The sequence below is a fragment of the Pseudoalteromonas sp. A22 genome, assembly GCF_018141345.1.
Classification (GTDB): Bacteria; Pseudomonadota; Gammaproteobacteria; order Enterobacterales; family Alteromonadaceae; genus Pseudoalteromonas; species Pseudoalteromonas maricaloris.
In genome coordinates this window covers 112,501-130,602 of sequence record NZ_CP047238.1, presented here as the reverse complement: position 1 = coordinate 130,602, position 18,102 = coordinate 112,501, and the positions used below count along the sequence as shown (strand labels likewise).

General features: G+C 42.0%; 12 protein-coding genes and 2 rRNA genes (1 of these 14 only partly in view). 7 read left to right on the top strand and 7 right to left on the bottom strand.

Annotated features, from left to right (window positions below; all coding sequences use genetic code 11):
* Window positions 1-122: 122 nt before the first annotated feature.
* From GSF04_RS05675 to GSF04_RS05655, 5 genes are all read left to right on the top strand, one after another.
* Window positions 123-1,373, top strand: coding sequence for an HlyD family efflux transporter periplasmic adaptor subunit (locus tag GSF04_RS05675; RefSeq protein WP_249122438.1), 1,251 nt, complete (start codon window positions 123-125; stop codon window positions 1,371-1,373).
* Window positions 1,374-1,551: 178 nt separating this feature from the next.
* A complete protein-coding gene (locus tag GSF04_RS05670) occupies window positions 1,552-2,259 on the top strand; it encodes an ABC transporter ATP-binding protein (protein ID WP_039491551.1) in 708 nt (235 codons plus the stop codon).
* Window positions 2,256-4,706 (top strand): ABC transporter permease, encoded by a 2,451-nt coding sequence (locus GSF04_RS05665; RefSeq protein ID WP_211858987.1) that lies wholly within the window; start codon window positions 2,256-2,258, stop codon window positions 4,704-4,706. Before GSF04_RS05670 ends, GSF04_RS05665 begins: the two co-directional genes overlap by 4 nt.
* Window positions 4,707-4,978: 272 nt before the next feature.
* Complete coding sequence (locus GSF04_RS05660; RefSeq protein ID WP_211858986.1) at window positions 4,979-5,680, top strand: hypothetical protein; 702 nt, start codon at window positions 4,979-4,981, stop codon at window positions 5,678-5,680.
* A 206-nt stretch (window positions 5,681-5,886) separates the two neighbouring features.
* The gene (locus GSF04_RS05655; RefSeq protein WP_193522629.1) at window positions 5,887-7,128 is read left to right on the top strand and encodes a PLP-dependent aminotransferase family protein; all 1,242 of its coding nucleotides are present in this window, start codon (window positions 5,887-5,889) and stop codon (window positions 7,126-7,128) included.
* 200 nt (window positions 7,129-7,328) lie between these two features.
* Here the strand turns inward: GSF04_RS05655 and GSF04_RS05650 are convergent, their stop codons facing one another.
* From GSF04_RS05650 to GSF04_RS05640, 3 genes are all read right to left on the bottom strand, one after another.
* Window positions 7,329-7,577 carry an integrase core domain-containing protein gene (locus GSF04_RS05650; protein WP_211858985.1) on the bottom strand — a complete coding sequence of 83 codons (249 nt, stop codon included), beginning with the start codon at window positions 7,575-7,577 and terminating at the stop codon, window positions 7,329-7,331.
* 416 nt (window positions 7,578-7,993) lie between these two features.
* Window positions 7,994-8,161, bottom strand: a complete 168-nt coding sequence (locus GSF04_RS05645; RefSeq protein WP_211858984.1) for a transposase — start codon at window positions 8,159-8,161, stop codon at window positions 7,994-7,996.
* Between the two features lie 299 nt (window positions 8,162-8,460).
* Entirely contained in the window at window positions 8,461-9,480 is a 1,020-nt protein-coding gene (locus GSF04_RS05640) for a TauD/TfdA family dioxygenase (RefSeq protein WP_039491545.1), read from the bottom strand.
* Between the two features lie 1,048 nt (window positions 9,481-10,528).
* On the opposite strand from GSF04_RS05640, the gene GSF04_RS05635 reads away from it, so the two are divergent.
* The gene (locus GSF04_RS05635) at window positions 10,529-10,672 is read left to right on the top strand and encodes a S24 family peptidase (protein WP_249122437.1); all 144 of its coding nucleotides are present in this window, start codon (window positions 10,529-10,531) and stop codon (window positions 10,670-10,672) included.
* A gap of 34 nt (window positions 10,673-10,706) precedes the next feature.
* Here GSF04_RS05635 and GSF04_RS05630 read toward each other — a convergent pair whose 3' ends face one another.
* Window positions 10,707-11,879, bottom strand: coding sequence for an MFS transporter (locus GSF04_RS05630; protein WP_211858983.1), 1,173 nt, complete (start codon window positions 11,877-11,879; stop codon window positions 10,707-10,709).
* Between the two features lie 80 nt (window positions 11,880-11,959).
* Here GSF04_RS05630 and GSF04_RS05625 point away from each other — a divergent pair, with 80 nt between their 5' ends.
* Complete coding sequence (locus GSF04_RS05625; protein WP_211858982.1) at window positions 11,960-12,772, top strand: helix-turn-helix transcriptional regulator; 813 nt, start codon at window positions 11,960-11,962, stop codon at window positions 12,770-12,772.
* A gap of 128 nt (window positions 12,773-12,900) precedes the next feature.
* Here GSF04_RS05625 and GSF04_RS05620 read toward each other — a convergent pair whose 3' ends face one another.
* The 3 genes from GSF04_RS05620 to GSF04_RS05610 all read right to left on the bottom strand — a co-directional run.
* Entirely contained in the window at window positions 12,901-15,792 is a 2,892-nt protein-coding gene (locus tag GSF04_RS05620; RefSeq protein ID WP_211858981.1) for a TonB-dependent receptor, read from the bottom strand.
* Between the two features lie 1,118 nt (window positions 15,793-16,910).
* Window positions 16,911-17,024: ribosomal RNA gene (rrf, locus tag GSF04_RS05615) — 5S ribosomal RNA — on the bottom strand.
* A gap of 117 nt (window positions 17,025-17,141) precedes the next feature.
* A 23S ribosomal RNA gene (locus GSF04_RS05610) occupies window positions 17,142-18,102 on the bottom strand; it runs 1,924 nt beyond the window's last position.

Genomic DNA, 18,102 nt, shown 5'->3' with positions numbered 1-18,102 from the left:
AAAGCACGGAGGCAAAGGAGCTGGCAGTATATCTATTATCTCCTGATTTGATGGCTTTTAATTATGTAATATTCATGTTATAAAATCAGTTTAAATATCAAAATTAGGAATATTTTCAGCCAATGGACGTCATTAGATCCCCCGCCAAAAAAAACAAGAAGAAATCCATCATATTTCTGCTGAGCCTTATTTTCCTTGGGGTCTTATATGTATCGGCAAGAGGACAATCTGACAGCATACCTAACATTGAACGAGACAAACTCATCTGGGGCACTGTTCAACGGGGAGATTTGCAAGTACTCGTTGGCGGCTATGGTGTCTTACGTTCTAAAAAGCAAACTCTTATCACTTCCCAGACTCCGGCTACGGTGAAAGAAATATATTTGCGCCCCGGAGCAAAAGTTGAGCCAGACAGTGTGATTATGCAACTTAATAATCCTGAAGCACTTAAAAACCTAGAAGCAGCTAGAATAGCCTTAGCAAAAGAAAAAGCGAACCTGAGAAGGCTAAAACTCAGTAACCGTCAGAAATTATTAGCAGAGAAATCCAAGCTCGCCGAATTGAGCTCTGAATATGAGGTGGCAAAACTGAAAAAAATTGCCGAACAGAAGCTGGTGCAAAACGGTATCGTCTCCAGTATAACCTACCAAACCACAGTGCTGAACGTAGAACAAATGAAATTGCGGGTTAATTTACTCGAAGAAGCTTTGGAGCAATACAAAGCAGTAAACCAAGAGGTTGAAAACATTCAGCAAGAAGCAATCAATGAATATGCCAATTTATACCGTAGCGCAGCCGAGCAAGTCGAACAGTTAACGGTTAGAGCCGGCCTGGCGGGTATTTTACAACGCATGCCTGTTGAATTAGGACAAAGTGTCACCGCTGGCCAGGAATTAGCCTTAGTCGGCAGCAAAGATGACTTATTGGCGATGATAAAAGTCTCTCAGTCAAATGCGGACCAGCTGCAAATTGGTCAGCAAGTCAGCGTGAAATCAATACAAGACAAAATGGCCGGAAAAATAAGCCGAATCGCTCCACAAGTCAATGAGGGGACAATCGAGGTTGAAATTACCTTTGACGCTCCAGCGCCACCTTCGGCTCGCCCTGAATTAAGTGTCGACGCAGAAATCGTTATCACCACTTTAAGAGATACCCTCTTTATTGAACGCCCCATCAATGCCCAAAAAGGTAGCCAAATGGAATTATTCAAATTAGACCCTGAAAACGAATGGGCTGAGAAAAAGTTGATCAGCTTTGGCAATGAATCGGGCAATCAAATAGAAATATACGGTGGTGCGGTAGAAAATGATCGGTTGATTTTGTCCAATCTGACAAATTTCAAAGATGCCGATCGGATTCACATTTTAAATTAACACAGTCAATGAATAAGATTATCTACTAGCCCGCTTAAGGAGAATTCCTATGGCATCTAAAACTAGTTAAAAAGGCCCTGAAAAATCTGTTCTGTGCTCAAGTCACCAAAGGGCTACACATTCTCGAGCAGATTAGCCAATGTAATATAACAATTATTATAAAGAAAAAGGAAAGATAATGAGCAAGCCTATTCTTACCATGAAGGGGATCAGTAAGGTTTATCGCACGGGGGAAATGGATACCTATGCACTTAAAGACATCAATTTAACCATAAACCAAGGAGATTTTATTTCAATCAGCGGTCCTTCCGGCTGTGGTAAGTCAACCTTGCTCTCCTTATTGGGCTTACTGGATGTGCCTGATAGCGGTCAGTACTTCATCGGTGATCAGGACGTCTCCAATCTTTCATTAACGGAAGCGGCTTATGTTAGATGTGAGAAACTCGGTTTTGTTTTCCAGTCATTCAATTTAATTGACGAACTCTCTTTATTTGAAAATGTTGCTATGCCGTTGCGTTATCGAAGAGAAAAACTGAGTGAGAAAGCGATCCAAGAAAAGGTAATGCATAGCTTAAGCACAGTGGATATGACCCACAGATCTGCACATAAGCCAAATCAACTGTCCGGGGGACAGCAGCAACGGGCAGCGATTGCCCGGGCACTTGTTGGCTCGCCGACGCTTTTATTGATTGATGAAGCTACCGGAAATCTGGATTCTAAAAACAGCGATCAGGTTATGGAGATGTTCATTCGGTTAAATGACGAAGGAACCACCTTGTGTATGGTTACTCATGATACCCACTGTGCTGATATGGCGAAAAGAAGGCTAGATTTACTTGACGGTAAACTTGAAAACTCATCGATAGTAGAGCAGATTTCTGTATGAGCATGATCAGGGAATTTCAACTCGCCCTTAACTCTTTATCCCGAGTGAAAGGCTACAGTGCAGCTATTATCTTAACTTTAGGGATTACTCTTGGCGCTTTAGTCGCTATTTTTATGGTTAATTACCAGCTACTTTCGGCCCCCTTACCTTATGATAATCAGGACAGGTTGTTTATCTCCAAAGGCAGCTCATTTAGGGATAGTGAAATAAAACTCAGCGACACTTCACCATATCCAGCGCTTATAGATGCCTATAGCTTCAAAGATACTGATTTCGAAAAAAAAGCCTTAATTAATTTTAATGTCGATGTTATTCGCAACTTCCCTGCCTCTCCCAGAGTTAACCTGAGCTATATTACGCCGGAATACCTGGATATGCTCCAAACCCCTTTTGCCCTTGGCCGGAATTTCAATGCCCAGGAAGGACTAGGAGCAAAAGCACCAGTTGCCGTCATCAGTTACGAAGCCTGGGATAAGCTATTTAATAAACGCCAAGACACTATTGGCCAAACGTTACGTTTTGGCGAGGTAAACTTTAAAATCATCGGTGTCACCGCGAAAAATTTTGTTGAACCCGAGCTTGTGTCCGTTGGCAGGTTAACCGATGTGTGGTTAGCCTGGGACTTTAACTTAACCGAAGAGGGTTGGCGCCACTCCTGGGGGGGACAATTATCGAACCATCACCTTATCGGACTGTTAAAACCAGGGGTAAATCCAGAACAGGTATCCCACCAGTTAACGAGCCGATTAAATAACCGCTATCGTCAAGAGCTGGCTGGACGCTCATTTTTTAAATCATCGAGTATAGATTTCGTGCTCACTTCTTTTCGGGAAAAAATTATTGGCGACAGTTATCAGCAAACCCTGTTGCTCTTTACCGGTGTTTTTCTGTTATTGATGATCGCTGTCGCCAATACCATGAATTTGATCTTGGCGAGAGCGGCGAACAGACAGAGGATCATGGCCATTCAAGCAGCTTTGGGTGCACAAAAAAGCGATTTGTTCCGATCCATCTTAATTGAAATGTCCCTGTTAATGTCTGCCACCGTTGTATTCTCTCTGATTTTTTCCTATGCTGGCATAGACCTGATTAAACAGCTGAAACTCGATTGGCTGCCAAGAGCAAATGAATTGAGTTTTAACTGGCTCTCCATTGTTTTTTCAACCTTGGTCTCCGGGCTGATCGCATTAGTCACAACCATCCTAGTTAACAGGCAACTTGACTACCGCAAGCTAAGCCAGATGATGCAAAGCGGCGGTAAAGGCACAGCGCTGCAAGTATCGAAAAAGGTACGAAACATATTAATACTGAGTCAGGTTGCCCTTGCTACCACTATGCTTTGCGTCGGCGTACAGGTTTTTCATCAGTCAATAAGCAATATCATCCAGCCGTCAGGTCTTGCCACAGATAACGTTTATCAGGTTAAAGTCGATATCGGTATCACAAGACTTGCCTCCACCAAAGTGCTGGAAGATAATTTAAGAGCCACTCGCAAATTGTTTACCGAGAACCCTAAAATCAGCAGTGCCAGTATTGCCATGGGTTTTCCACTGTCGGCATCAACGGATGAGTATTTTTTCAGTTATTTATCCGAAGATGCCGAATTCCAAAAACAGCAGCAGGGCGTGGTTTCATTAATTGATGAGAACTATCTGGATATACTACAATTTGAGCTGATTAAAGGCAGAAATTTCACCTCCAGTGATTATGATAATGTTAAGAATGTCATAATAATCAATCAGGCTTTCGCAGATAAACTAGCACCCGGGGATGAGGTGATAAGCAAACGCTATTATTGGCTTAATGCGCCAGGAAATTCCCCCTATGAGGTGATTGGTATTGTCAGGGATCTGACCTTGCCCAACACGGAAGAGCTACCTAGGGTATTTATTCCTTATATGGCATTTGATTTCCCTGAGTTCTTGCTAGAAGTCTTGCCCAAGCAAAGCCTGTCAGCCATCGAACTGAACCAAATGATGGCGAAAGTAAACAAAGAGTTTAAAGTATCAAAATTAATTGATATTAAAAATGCCCATGACAGGCTAGTTCATCATGATAAATTTCTTGCCAGTGCTGCCGCAGTATTGACCCTGTTGACAATATTTCTAGCCTCTGTAGGGGTTTACGGAATATTAACCTACAGCATCCAGCTACGCCGCTCTGAGTTAGGAATTCGTATGGCAATTGGTGCCACACCCGCAACCATTTACATAGAAATCATACGTGAGAGTTTTATCACTGTTTTGGCAGGACTTGCTGCGGCAGGAGTAATACTTGCCGGACTCTGGCTATGGCTGGAAAACACCTCATTTGTTGACGAACTAAGTGTCTGGGGTGCTCTATTTCCCGTGCTGTTGATCATAATATTAACGGCTCTGGCCAGCTTATTTTCGGTATGGCAAATAATCAGCAAGCCGGCTATTCACTCTTTACAAAATGCGCAATAGCAGACTGACAACTGTAACCAGAGAACTTCTGGGTGATCCGGTTACAGTATTTACAACATAGAAGTAGGGATAAAACCATGCCTAAGGTTAAAGGTGTCATATCATGTTTACGGTGCCTTTATCATTTTATCCCTTGCCAGGTTTGTATGCGTTAAATAAAGCTATATTTTCATAAAAAAACTCGATAACATTTATCTTTAAAATCACAGCCTTATCTGTTTTTTTATTTGAACAGGCCAGTCCAACAATTTTTTGAAGGAAGAGATACCATTATGTCGAAGATGTTGGTCAAACTTTATTCTATTTTTTTCATGTTCACTTTAACAGCTTGTGCCCCCAGCACAGTTCATCTTCATAGCTATAAAGTGCCTGATGCCAAAAAAAACGAAATAGTAATGGCATTGAAAGCAACTGGATTTAAGGTTTTGATAAGCGAACGCAAGCCACCATTACTGGCTTTGGGCAGCTTCATTATTTATCCAAAAGATAATGGCGACAATGACGATTTAGTTAAAATTCTCAATATCATTAATGAAAAGGGATACTCTACAGGATTAATTGCCAAAAACAGGGTCAGAAATCACGAATACTGGGACAGTAACAACATTGGCCTTTATCTGGTAGAAACCGACGGCCTGATGTCTATGCAGGAGCAGTTGGCTGCTGAGTTTGCAGTTGATATTTCAGAAGTCGAATTTACAAGCACGAACTGTTCCAAGCTCTACAGACTCACTTTTGACAAAGGCGGAAATGCAATGGTTAATAAAATACCGTTGCTCTGGTCAAGAAATGGAGATACTTTGAGCATTTCACAACAAGGTAACAGGCAAAAATTTACCTATTCGAACAAATATGAAAGAAACGGGGTCGCAAGAGAGCTGGTTATGCAATTAGAACCCTATGAAAACAGCGAGCTTGAAAACATTGAATACTTGAATTGCAAATATCAAAGCCGTACCCCGCTGATTGAATAAGGACGACTGGCTCCCAGCTTTCGACTGCAAGATAAGCGTACGGGATCATATTGTTCATTTCTGCTAACGATTAACCAATATCTGGCAGATTACTGAGCAGGTTGCCAAAGCTTCATCTCTCACGGGGCATAGATACTGGTCTGGCGATTGAATTATCTTTAACCGCAACCTCCATCCACTAATGTTTTTCTCAATAAGGAAATGGTATGTCACAAGCTCAAGTCATGAACTTTCTGAATGAAGTTGCCATGAAATTCCCAGATGCAATATCTTTTGCCGCAGGCAGACCCCATGCAAAGTTTTTAAATCACTCTAATTGGGAAAGGCATCAGGCCGTTTTCACTGATTATATTGCCGAACAGAGGGGAATTAGCTTTGCAACAGCAGCCAATCAAATTTGCCATTATGGGCCAAGCGCAGGTATCATTAACCCGATAATACAAAAATATCTGGCAAACGATGAAGATATACAGGTGGATGAAGCCAACATAGTGATCACTAATGGCTGCCAAGAAGCCCTGCTGCTGGCCTGCCTGAATGAACTTAAAGCACCTTCGGATTGCGCCCTAACAATAGATCCGAGTTATGTCGGGTTTTCCGCTATGGTAAATACCCTAGGCAAGCGTGTAGAACCATTAGAATTGCACAAGCTGACCGATATTCAGCAAACCCCTTTTCAATTTAACTGGGACTACTTGAAAGAGAAAGTCGCCCAATTAAAACAACAAAATATTACCGCAAAACTTCTTTATATCAATCCTGATTTCAATAATCCCCTCGCCTACCAATTATCGCTACGAGAACGCCAAGAGCTGCTCAATATCTGCCACGAATTGAATTTGCGCATTATAGAAGACGATCCCTATTCCAGATTCAGATTTACTAACAGTCGGCAGCCATCTTTAAAAAATCTGGATAATTTTGGCCTCGTATACCATATAGGCTCCTTTTCCAAAACCTTCTGCCCCGGTGTACGTATAGGTTACATTGTGCCTCCTAATGAAGTCATAGCCCAGGCATTGGCCACCATAAAAAGCTTAACCTCGGTCAATACCAGCTCGATATCACAAAGTGTGATCGGCGGCTGGCTGATAGAGCAGCAATACTCCCTCAACAATTGGATGAAGCCTATAAACCAACATTATTCTAACCAATGCCATGCCATGCAAACTGCCCTGACGGAAAACTTCCAACATTATGAAGATATTAAGTGGAATAGCCCTAGCGGTGGTTTCTTTTATGTAATTAAAACTCCATTTGATTTTACCAAAGAGCACGTCACAGCTTGTGCCAAACAAAATAAGGTCATCTGCATGCCGGTCAGTTTTTTCTCTCTATCCCCTCAGATTTGGGATCGCTATGTAAGGCTTTCATTTAGTTATTATGATCCGGATAAAATTCATGAGGGAGTAACAAACTTCAGCCGGTATTTAGCCAGACATAGCTAAGCTCTTTTTATTTCTTGCTAAACACAAATATTAAAGAGCTACCAGTAACAACATCAGCACAAATTGGTGAAGCCTGTCGGCAGGGCAATGTAGCTAGGGCTTGGTATGTCCATTTTCGGCCTCTCAGGGTATACCTATAGCTCCAATTTTAGTACAGCTCATTAGTAGAGTTATGCTACCTCAAGATAATCCGTTGGGGTTTAATCTCTCAGTGCGTCGTTAGGCCATTCATAATTATAAATATCTAACCATTCATCTATAATGTCACGAACCTGCTGAAGTGACTCAAACAGAGATAAATCCAAGACTTCTTCTCGATAGCTGCGATTAAATCGCTCTACATATCCATTCTGATATGGACTTCCTAGTTTAATAAACTCAAGTCTCATGTACTTTTGAGCAGCCCAATTTTTCAAAGCGATCGACGCAAATTCAGGAGTATTATCCACCCGAACTTATCTTGGCTTCCACGCCATGTAATGACACGTTCCAACACTCAGATAACGCGCTCAGCCATGAGGCTTTTATCAACCTCAATAGCTGACACTTGACGGTTGTAGTCATCAAGCACGTTCAGTGTTCTAAAACGATATCCGTAGTTGAGCGTATCGCTAATAAAGCCACTCTTTATGCTTGTTCAGAGCCCTTAACTGCCTCTGAAGCGCATGTTGGTATAAACACTGAGACTTAACCATGCCACCTCACGAGCAAAAGCCACGCTGACTCCAAATCAAGCTCGCAAGTACTTGACTCAAGCTCTGTGTCTACTTGTTTACGGCTGGAGATAATTTCCTAAGCATTGGGTGTTTTAGACTAAGGGTCGCAAACATATCTTTGAGTTTACGGTTTTCATCTTCAAGCTCTTTTAAGCATTGAACATCATGGGCTCCATCCCATCATATTTAGAACGCCACTTATAAAATGTGCTCTGACCAACACCATGTTTACGACACATCTCTGGCACTGGAACACTAGTCTCAGCTTCTTTGATCATGCCCACGATATGTGTTTCAGTAAACTTACTTTTTCGCATCGTAAAATTTCCTTCTTCTGTTGATAGAAACTCCCCAGCGGTCTCTTTGTATATCCAGACAATAGGCAATCTCGACTTTTACCTACATAAATTCATTTTAAGGATGCAACGTAATACCTTTCACTACGAAAATTAGCGCCTTCCTCTTCTATTAATGGTTAATACTCCCACTTACTTTAGCTCTAGTGATTAACTCATAAATATTCATCCAAACTAACCGCGCCACCTGATTGAGGAACCTTGTTATCAATTTAATCAAACACGTCCCCATGATGACCAAAAATGCTGGTCATAAAACTTTATGCTGGTTCTGACAGTTTAACCTTATCTAAAAAACAAGGCTCAGACATACCGGTCAGTACTAAACGCTCTCCCGTAAAAGACTCTCGACCATGAGCAACCAGCATATTGTCCACCATCAGCACATCTCCAGCTTGCCATGGAAAAGTGACTTTTTCTGCTTCATAAGCCTGAATTAAGGTTTCAATGACTTCTTGCTCTATCGGCGAACCATCACCATAAAAGGTTTGATTAGGTAATTCTTGATCACTAAAAGAATCACGCAGGAAGTGCTGCATGTTGGGATCTAAAGTAGCCAAATTAAAAAAAGTGCAATGGTTAAACCAACAATTTTCATTGGTTGCAGGGTGCTTAGAAGCTATTGGCCTTAATTGCCTGGTAGTTAGGGCAATATCGTCCTCTCCCCATAAAAAATCAATTTGATTATTGCGACAGTAGTTCTCAACTTGCTCTTTGTCTTCAGTTTGATAGCAATTCTGCCAACTAACATACATGTATTTCATGAAGTTTCGCTGGTATAAATAGCCTTTCTCAATAAATTTATTTCTGATGGCTTCGGGAATACGTTGGAAAACTTTCCGAGTATCCGCTAGTGGAGTACAGCCTCCGGATTCTGCCGCAGTGTGGCAATTAAAATAGATATGTAACGGGAAAGTCAGATTAAATGATTGTTCTGTATGCAGGAAAATTTCATGTTCCTTGGGCTGCGAAGTCGATGTATAAATATTTCCAGAAACAGCGTCCCTTGGTGAAGAACGTTCCATATATTTAATAGCTTTAGAGCTGGTGGCTTCAATAACTTGCTCAAATGCTTCTGCCGAGTCAACATCAAAACCTCGAAACAACACGGCACCATATTGTTCTTTTTTAGCAGTAATATATCTTTTGTTTTTCTCAGCCCATTCAACCAAGTTTATAGATGTATCTTTTGCTGTAATAACAAGTGGCAAGCTTTGCTCCGGTGAAATAAAACTTGTAGTTATGGAACGCTCGGCTTCTTCTGTAATAACGTTGTTCATGTTCACAATACTTATCCTTAGAGGTTGTTGATTTTTGTCTGAAAAATAGATGGTACAGCAACAAGGTATAATGGTTTCGCTAAAAGTCAAACATATCCCATAAATGGATGTTGCTATGCCTAGAACGATGTTAACAGATAAAATGTGAGCGTTTCTTAAAGAAATTCTACGTGAAATAGGTCGTGTTTATAATAAGTAGAGCATAAGTCTACCTTAGAAGACATACTGTATCGAATGAGAGCTGGTGTTCAATCACGTAATTTTCCGAAGAAATCTGGCCTATAAAACGCTGGTTTCAGACGCTTGAACCTCTAGTCGAAAAAGGATATTGGACAATATTTTTAAAAAGCCGTCGTCAATTAGTGATGCCCAATGGCTGCTTATGGACGGAAGTCTTGTCAAAGCCCATTCTGGTCGCAGTAGTGCTAATAGCATGACTGATGAAGCTCTGATAATACGACAACAATTCACCTGCTGGTTGTTAGTAGCAGTCTACATGTTCACTTTGAGCTCTCAGGTGGGCAAGTGCATGATGTTGTTCATTCGAAGAGCCTTATTAAACAGTCACCTAGAGCTTAGCTTTCCAGAGCAGTAAACTGTTAGTATCGCAGTATGGCGGTGCCAGTCACAGTGTATTGTACTTTCATCATCTGCTTTTCTTACAGGCTTGCGACCTTTCTTGCGGCTTCAACACGGTATAGTTTTTGAAGATGGTTAAGCGCCTAATCTACTTTTTTGCTGTTTGACCTTTAGCCTACCTGTCTGTGGCTTCTTTAAATTTACGTCTTCCGTGTGCTCAACAACCAAAAGACAACTATTGCTTGCTCTATACGCAACTTAGTACGCTAATTATAAAATTTCTTGGTACTAACTTCGTCCTGCAGGCAAAAATCAGCGACGGATAACTCGCTTTCTACTTGTTGCTCTATAAGCAGCCAGGCATTATAAGCTCCAAGTTTTACTTTATGAGTCTGGCGCTTCAGCGGCTAGATGAGGTTTGGGTGACGCTTACAATCAGCCTAATATCGTTCAAACGGAAGATGATCTAATGGCTAAGCGAGTGCAACAGAAACACAATCAGCTCAAAGTGATCAGTAATAGTCCTGATCACCCGAGCTGGGAGATCACCGCTGATAATGCCGACAGTCACGGCATTGCAGGGCGTGTTGTTTGGTGTGATCGCAGTATCTAAACTGCAATGTCACTATCAGTGTGATGCTGGAGCATCACACTGATTTAGCCAGCTTTTCCTGCACATTGGCTGTATTCACAAATTGACTCAACACCAATGAGCACACCGCAAGTGCAGCACCAAAGTAAAATACTAAGGATTGATCGTATAACCATACTAAGCCAAAGCTTGCTGGGATCACTACTGCTGCAATATGGTTAATGGTAAAGCTAACCCCTGCCGTTGCTGCGATGTCTTCTGGCCGAGCAATTTTTTGAAAATAAGTTTTGAGTGCAATGGCCATCGCAAAAAACAGATGGTCGATGACATAAAGCGCTGCTGCAAAGCTTGCTGACTCTACTAATGCATAACCAATAAATACAAAAATGAGTCCCACATATTCGATTGTCAGTGTTTTACGCTCACCAATATGCCCAATCATTTGACCAATCTTGGGGGCGATAAATATGTTTATCAAATGATTCAACATATAAAGCGCGGTGATCTGTGCAACATCAAAACCAAACTTTTCCACCATTAAGAAACCCGCAAACACCATAAATATTTGTCTTCTCGCGCCCGAGAAGAAAATCAAGGCGTAATATAGGCTGTACTCTTTTCTCAAAATGAGCTTTTTATGCTGCGTAGTATGCATTTCAAAGGTTGGAAAGCCGATAAACATAAATAGCGCAATGATAAAGCCAACCCCTCCAATAAGCAGATACATCCACTGATAGTCTGCGGAGAAGTAGCTAAAACCCAGCCATATAACTGCATAGGCGATCAGAGAGGCAATGGATTTAATAGAGAGCAAGATACCAAGTTTGGCCGGTGCCTCATCTTTATTGAACCATTGTAAACTGAGTGATTGATTCAATGTCTCGAAATAGTGAAAACCTATCGACATTAACACTGTAGTTGCATACAAACCATAAATAGTAGGCAACAAGCCGGTAATGGCGACGCCAAGCGACAGCAAACATAAACTGATCAGTGCGAAGGTCTGCTCCTTTAACACCAATAAAACAAATACCGCTGTAAACGCTAAAAACCCGGGGATCTCACGCAAGGATTGCAACATTCCCATATTAGCGCCATTGAAGTTTGCGGTTTCAATCGCAAAGTTATTGAGCATGGCCATCCAGCCTGCAAACGTAACGGCCATAACTACGGTAGCAAGCACTAAGAAATTAAAAGGACTTTGCCATCCTTGAGAAGCATTCTTCATGATTATCTCCACATAAAGCACAACTATTAAAAAGTTATGGCTATAATATGGCTACACGTTAATTTCTGATATACATAATTATGCCAAGTTCTTTATCAAAACAGACAACTTCTCCTTGGCGTATTCAGCCCAAATATAAGCGCTTCTTAAAGCCAACCCTTGGTCGACCAATTCTGCCAAGAGCGGTAAAAAAAGCGGAGTGGGAGCATGTTCAACGGCACCAACATGAGTGGGGGCAGCTTGCATATACAAGCAATGGAGTCATCACAATTGTAACTCCTGAAGGCACTTTCGTGATCCCTCCCGACCAAGCTTTGTGGCTACCTCCGGGCCTTCCGCATGAGACGTATTGTCGCTACGGTGGAGATTTTCGTAGCGTCTATATCGACAATAAATACACCGAGTTGCTAGGGAATAAAGCAAAGCTAATTGCGGTAGATGAACTACTGAAGCAATTTATACTGGAGATCTGTACTTGGCAGGAAGAGTACCACTTAGATGAAAAAACAGAGCGATTTATTACGGTCTTTATTGATAGATTAACATCAGCTACAACGTGCCACTTTTTTATTCCAAGTGCACAGGATGCTCGGATCTTACCCATTGTGACCGAGCTACATATAAATCCAGGATGCAAAATAAGCTTGGAGGCCTGGAGTGATCAAGTCGGCGCATCAACCCGGACACTCAACCGCTTATTCCACAAATGTTTTATGATGGGCTTCAGTGATTGGCGCCAAAAACTAAGAGCTATCAAAGCGATTGAACTTTTGAAAGATGGATATTCTCAGCAACAAGCAGCTGAATATTTGGGTTTTGAATCTACCGCCGCATTTAGCAATGCGTTTAAAAAAGTCTTTGGCAAACCGCCGGGGCAATACCTCAAGAAATAACATCTTTCAAGATTACTGCGATTGCCAGTACCCCAACTAACCATACATTGCTTAATGTAAAAAAGGGCATATCAATGTATGCCCTTTTTATGTTCACATTCTTTATCTAAGCCTTAATGACGCCTAAATTAGAATTGATAAGTGATTGCACCGTAGTACATACGACCAATGTTATCGTAACTCGCAGTCCCAACACCGGTTCCTGTGGTGTAACCAGGCAAGTCTCTGTCAAATACGTTGTCTACCCCTAATTCAAGCGTAATACCATTCTCGAAACTGTAACCACCACGAATATCCGTGATGAAATAGGTACCATAGCCCATCAAACTATTTGGATCGGGGTTTTTCTCAAGCTCTTGCTCGGTATATCGACTTACTTCATCTAAGTAGCGAGTCTTTGAACCGAACTGCCAATTACCTACTTTATAACCAAGAGAAAGCATTGCCTGCCACTCAGCTTCACCCTCAGTGCCAGCATTTTGAATAAAGTCAGTCGGGTCAACTTGGAATGGATACTCTTTTCTACTAATTAGGTAAGTACCGATCAAGCTAGTTGTCATACGCCCTTCAAGTAGGTCAAAGTCGTAACCAAATTCGAAATCAACACCTTCAGCACTTTGCTTTGCTACGTTTTGTGTGATTGAGCGAATATTTCTCAGCTCACCATCAGCATCGCGCGTGATCAAAGCACAGAATTGGTTATCTATACCTGTAAGTGAATCAACACACTTGTCTAGAATATCTTGTCCAGCTACCGCATCGATTGCGTCGTCAATTTCTATTTTCCAGTAATCTAGTGTTACGGTGAAACCTTCTATCGCCTCTGGAGTGTACACTACACCATAAGTAACACTATCTGACTCTTCTTCTTTTAATTCAGGGTTACCACCAGATAATCCAGGAATAGAAGAAACTGTCGCTATAGCATCAAAATCTACAGGGATCCCTAGCGCATCACAGTTTGCTCTACGGTTTGCATCCTGGACTTGTCCCTTTTGACAAGGATCGGTAATGCTACTGAAGAAAGTTTCGCTCTGAGGGCCGTATAATTCTGTGATGTTTGGTGCACGCATAGCCTGCGACTTTGTAGCACGAATACGCAACTCATCTGTCACAGTCCAGTTGATACCGGCTTTCCAACTTAAAGTGTCACCAATCGTTGAATAATCAGCAAAACGTGCGGCCAAATCAAATGATAAGTCCTGAGCTAGCAATACATCAGATAGTAATGGAATCGAAATCTCTGTAAATGCTTCTCTTACCGTGAAGTCACCATGCTCCTCTTGGATTGCATTCAAGAATGTTGCACCTGTTGCCGCGAAAGCGTCAGGTAGCGAATCACTTTCTTCTTTACGATATTCAACACCAAAGGATACCCCAACATAGCCAGCAGGTAGTTCATAGATAGCGCTATTACTGATGTTAGCGTTGAATACGGTTTGCTTGATGGTAGATTCACTAATACTTGTGGTATTAAACCAAGCGGCAGCTTCGTCGCTCACGGCACCATAACCAAAGAGGCTCGTTGGCACACAACCTGCAGCACGAGCTTCCACATCACGACAGACGATATCACCGTTTGCTAGCTTAATTGCATCTGCAGACTGTTTAACACGTGCTTTAATCGTATTGCCGGCATTAGTCTGAGACGTTTCTGTTTTACCATATACAGCCGAAACATCGAAATCCCAGTCGTCAGCAACCACACCTGTTGCACCAACTACAAATCTAGTTGTTTCTCGCTCATTAAACTCATATCGACGCCCAGCATCTTCCATAAAACGGTGCATAGCAAATTGTTCCACACCTTTACTATCCATCAACTGAGCAAGTGATTCATGGATATAAGCATTATCACGTTTGATAATAAATGCACCCGTTCCACGACTATTGCCATATTCAAAAAATGATGGTTGGCCAATGGAGTCCGCTTCTGATTTAACATATTTCGCTGAAGCATATGCGTTAATATCAGTCGTAATATCGTAGTTGGCTTTGATATTTACATTGGTATTTTCAAAAGTGGGTTGCAGTTCTGTGTAACGAGTTAAATCAAGAATGTCACAGTCACCAGAGCACTTCCCGTAATCGCTGTAAGTTGTACCAAGTTTTTGAGGTCTGACACTGCCATCTGGGTTAAAGATATACCAAACATCTTGGTCATTTTCTACTAAATAGAAGTTACCTTCTTTAGCATCGTCAAACCAACCGCCATTAGGAATAGTTAGTTTATCTGGTACACCATCGTGAACATAGTTACCGTTTTCGTCTCTATAATCTTTATCTGCTGGGTTTGACACACTAGTGATAGGCGCACGAGTTTGAGCCCTATCTTTTGCTGTCATACCATCTTGTTTCACATGAGAAACAGAGATACCAACATTACCTTTACCACCATCAAAGTCTACACCGTAAGACAGGCTGAACTTTTCGTTTTCATAAGGGCCTTCTTCAGCACTACCTTTAGATACACTCAGGTCAAACCCTTGAATGTCTTTTTTCAAGATAAAGTTAACAACACCTGTTACAGCATCTGCGCCATATACAGCAGACGCGCCACCAGTAATGATTTCTACACGCTCAATCCAGTTTGATGGAATATTGTTTACATCGACTGCAGAAGAGCCAGGACTGCTTCCTACGTGACGCTTGCCATCAACAAGCACCAAGGTTCTAGCAGTACCCATACCACGCAAATCTAGCATGCTCAATCCAGCAGTACCGATATTTCTTCCGCCATTCGCGAGAGAGTAAGTGTTTGCAAGTGCAGGCAAATCATTTAACGCTTCACCAATATTCGTTACACCACTTGAGAGCAGTGACTCTCCACTGATCACCGTAACTGGTGCGGGAGCAATAGCACCTTCTCTTAAAATACGAGAACCTGTTACCTGAATTTTTTCAACTTCTTCCACATTGGAGTTTTGTTCCGCAAGCACACTTGTCGAGATAGATGCAAGCGCACAGCTTACAGCAAAAAATACAGGCGTTCTTTTGATTACTGGATTACTTTTGTTCATCTCTTACTTTATACCTTCATTTATAAGTATTATTCTTTACGACCCAATAGATAAACTATTTTTTTACAATAGAAAAATCAAGATAATTTTTCTCTATTATACAAAAAATAACTATGCAGTTAAATTGAATTTAAAACCAGGAATTGGAAATTTAAAAGAAAATAAAACCCTTAAAATCACAAAAATGTTAAAACCATATATTTTTAATTAATTTAATTTTACATTTCAACAACTAAAAAAGAATACCCAATTGAACAAACAAGTAATGAAAAATAAATCAAAAATGTTACAAGTTATTTAAAATTACATTCAATAAATAAATTTCAATTACTATTGAAAAGCAAATAGATACCTGCATCATTTAAAAAAACTCGCTCACCAACGCCTATAACCTTTACATAGTGATGAGCCTAGAAGCAAGAACACTAAATTAAAAACTATCCCATTTTATTCAAAAAAATATTCAACACTCGCAGTTCTCAGCCACACAAACTAAGCCGCTAAAAATCAATCTGACTGAACCTAATACAACATGCTTTCAAGTGCTTAGCGGATAAACCACCTCCGATCATGCTGCACTGTGCTGATCTGGTGGTGGGAGTGAGTGTGGGAGTAGGAGCGAGTTTACCTCGCGAGATTTTTAAATCACACATAGCAAAAAACCGCCGCGTTGCTGCAACTGGTTTTGATGTACATGGGTGCTCCATACTATTCTGAGCCGAAGCTTTTATTGCAACCTATCGACGGGTGAACCACCTCCTACCATGTTGCACTATGCTGATACTGTGGTAGGAGCGAGTTCACCTCGCGATGTGTTGATTGGCTTGCGAGGTTTTATATCTCAAATCTCTACACCCCAAACAGCAAAAAACCCGTCGTATTGTTGAAACGGGTTTTGATGTACATGGGTGTTCCACATTATTCTTGAGCCGAAACTTTCATTGCAAGCCATCGGCGGGTAAAGCACCTCCTACCATGTTGCACAATGCTGATACTGTGGTAGGAGCGAGTTCACCTCGCGATGTGTTGATTGGCTTGCGAGGTTTTATATCTCAAACCTCTACACCCCAAACAGCAAAAAACCCGTCGCATTGCTGCAACGGGTTTCTCTTATTTGGCCCTGGCGATGTTCTACTTTCACATGGGTAATCCACACTATCATCGACGCTGTTTTGTTTCACTTCTGAGTTCGGCATGGGGTCAGGTGGGTCCAAAACGCTATAGTCACCAGGAAATTCTGTTCATCAATGAAGTCTCCCTCATCAATGTAAATCCGGAAAAAGCTATTAAATTCTTTTGTCTACTTTAGTCTATTAACTTCTGTCGCTTATAAACCACTTTGGCGTTGTATGGTTAAGCCTCACGGGTAATTAGTACGAGTTAGCTTAATGCCTCACAGCACTTCCACATCTCGCCTATCAACGTTGTAGTCTTCAACGGCCCTTCAGTTGACTCTAAGTCAAAGTGAGAACTCATCTCGAGGCCTGCTTCCCGCTTAGATGCTTTCAGCGGTTATCAGTTCCGAACGTAGCTACCGGGCAATGCAATTGGCATCACAACCCGAACACCAGCGGTTCGTCCACTCCGGTCCTCTCGTACTAGGAGCAGCCCCTCTCAATTCTCAAACGCCCACGGCAGATAGGGACCGAACTGTCTCACGACGTTCTAAACCCAGCTCGCGTACCACTTTAAATGGCGAACAGCCATACCCTTGGGACCGACTTCAGCCCCAGGATGTGATGAGCCGACATCGAGGTGCCAAACACCGCCGTCGATATGAACTCTTGGGCGGTATCAGCCTGTTATCCCCGGAGTACCTTTTATCCGTTGAGCGATGGCCCTTCCATTCAGAACCACCGGATCACTATGACCTACTTTCGTACCTGCTCGACGTGTCTGTCTCGCAGTTAAGCTTGCTTCTACCATTACACTAACCGTACGATGTCCGACCGTACTTAGCAAACCTTCGTGCTCCTCCGTTACTCTTTGGGAGGAGACCGCCCCAGTCAAACTACCCACCAGGCACTGTCCTCAACCCCGATTCAGGGGCCTAAGTTAGAACATCAACACTACAAGGGTGGTATTTCAAGGTCGGCTCCACAGAAACTAGCGTCTCTGCTTCAAAGCCTCCCACCTATCCTACACATGTAGGGTCAATGTTCAGTGCCAAGCTGTAGTAAAGGTTCACGGGGTCTTTCCGTCTAGCCGCGGGTACACAGCATCTTCACTGCGATTTCAATTTCACTGAGTCTCGGGTGGAGACAGCGTGGCCATGGTTACACCATTCGTGCAGGTCGGAACTTACCCGAC

Bases quoted from the DNA above. Each gene is read 5' to 3' on its own strand.
- GSF04_RS05675 (WP_249122438.1), top strand. From the start codon at position 123: ATGGACGTCATTAGATCCCCCGCCAAAAAAAACAAGAAGAAATCCATC.
- GSF04_RS05640 (WP_039491545.1), bottom strand. From the start codon at position 9,480: ATGAACAACGTTATTACAGAAGAAGCCGAGCGTTCCATAACTACAAGT.
- GSF04_RS05665 (WP_211858987.1), top strand. From the start codon at position 2,256: ATGAGCATGATCAGGGAATTTCAACTCGCCCTTAACTCTTTATCCCGA.
- GSF04_RS05620 (WP_211858981.1), bottom strand. From the start codon at position 15,792: ATGAACAAAAGTAATCCAGTAATCAAAAGAACGCCTGTATTTTTTGCT.
- GSF04_RS05670 (WP_039491551.1), top strand. From the start codon at position 1,552: ATGAGCAAGCCTATTCTTACCATGAAGGGGATCAGTAAGGTTTATCGC.
- GSF04_RS05655 (WP_193522629.1), top strand. From the start codon at position 5,887: ATGTCACAAGCTCAAGTCATGAACTTTCTGAATGAAGTTGCCATGAAA.
- GSF04_RS05645 (WP_211858984.1), bottom strand. From the start codon at position 8,161: ATGCGAAAAAGTAAGTTTACTGAAACACATATCGTGGGCATGATCAAA.
- GSF04_RS05660 (WP_211858986.1), top strand. From the start codon at position 4,979: ATGTCGAAGATGTTGGTCAAACTTTATTCTATTTTTTTCATGTTCACT.
- GSF04_RS05625 (WP_211858982.1), top strand. From the start codon at position 11,960: ATGCCAAGTTCTTTATCAAAACAGACAACTTCTCCTTGGCGTATTCAG.
- GSF04_RS05635 (WP_249122437.1), top strand. From the start codon at position 10,529: ATGGCTAAGCGAGTGCAACAGAAACACAATCAGCTCAAAGTGATCAGT.
- GSF04_RS05630 (WP_211858983.1), bottom strand. From the start codon at position 11,879: ATGAAGAATGCTTCTCAAGGATGGCAAAGTCCTTTTAATTTCTTAGTG.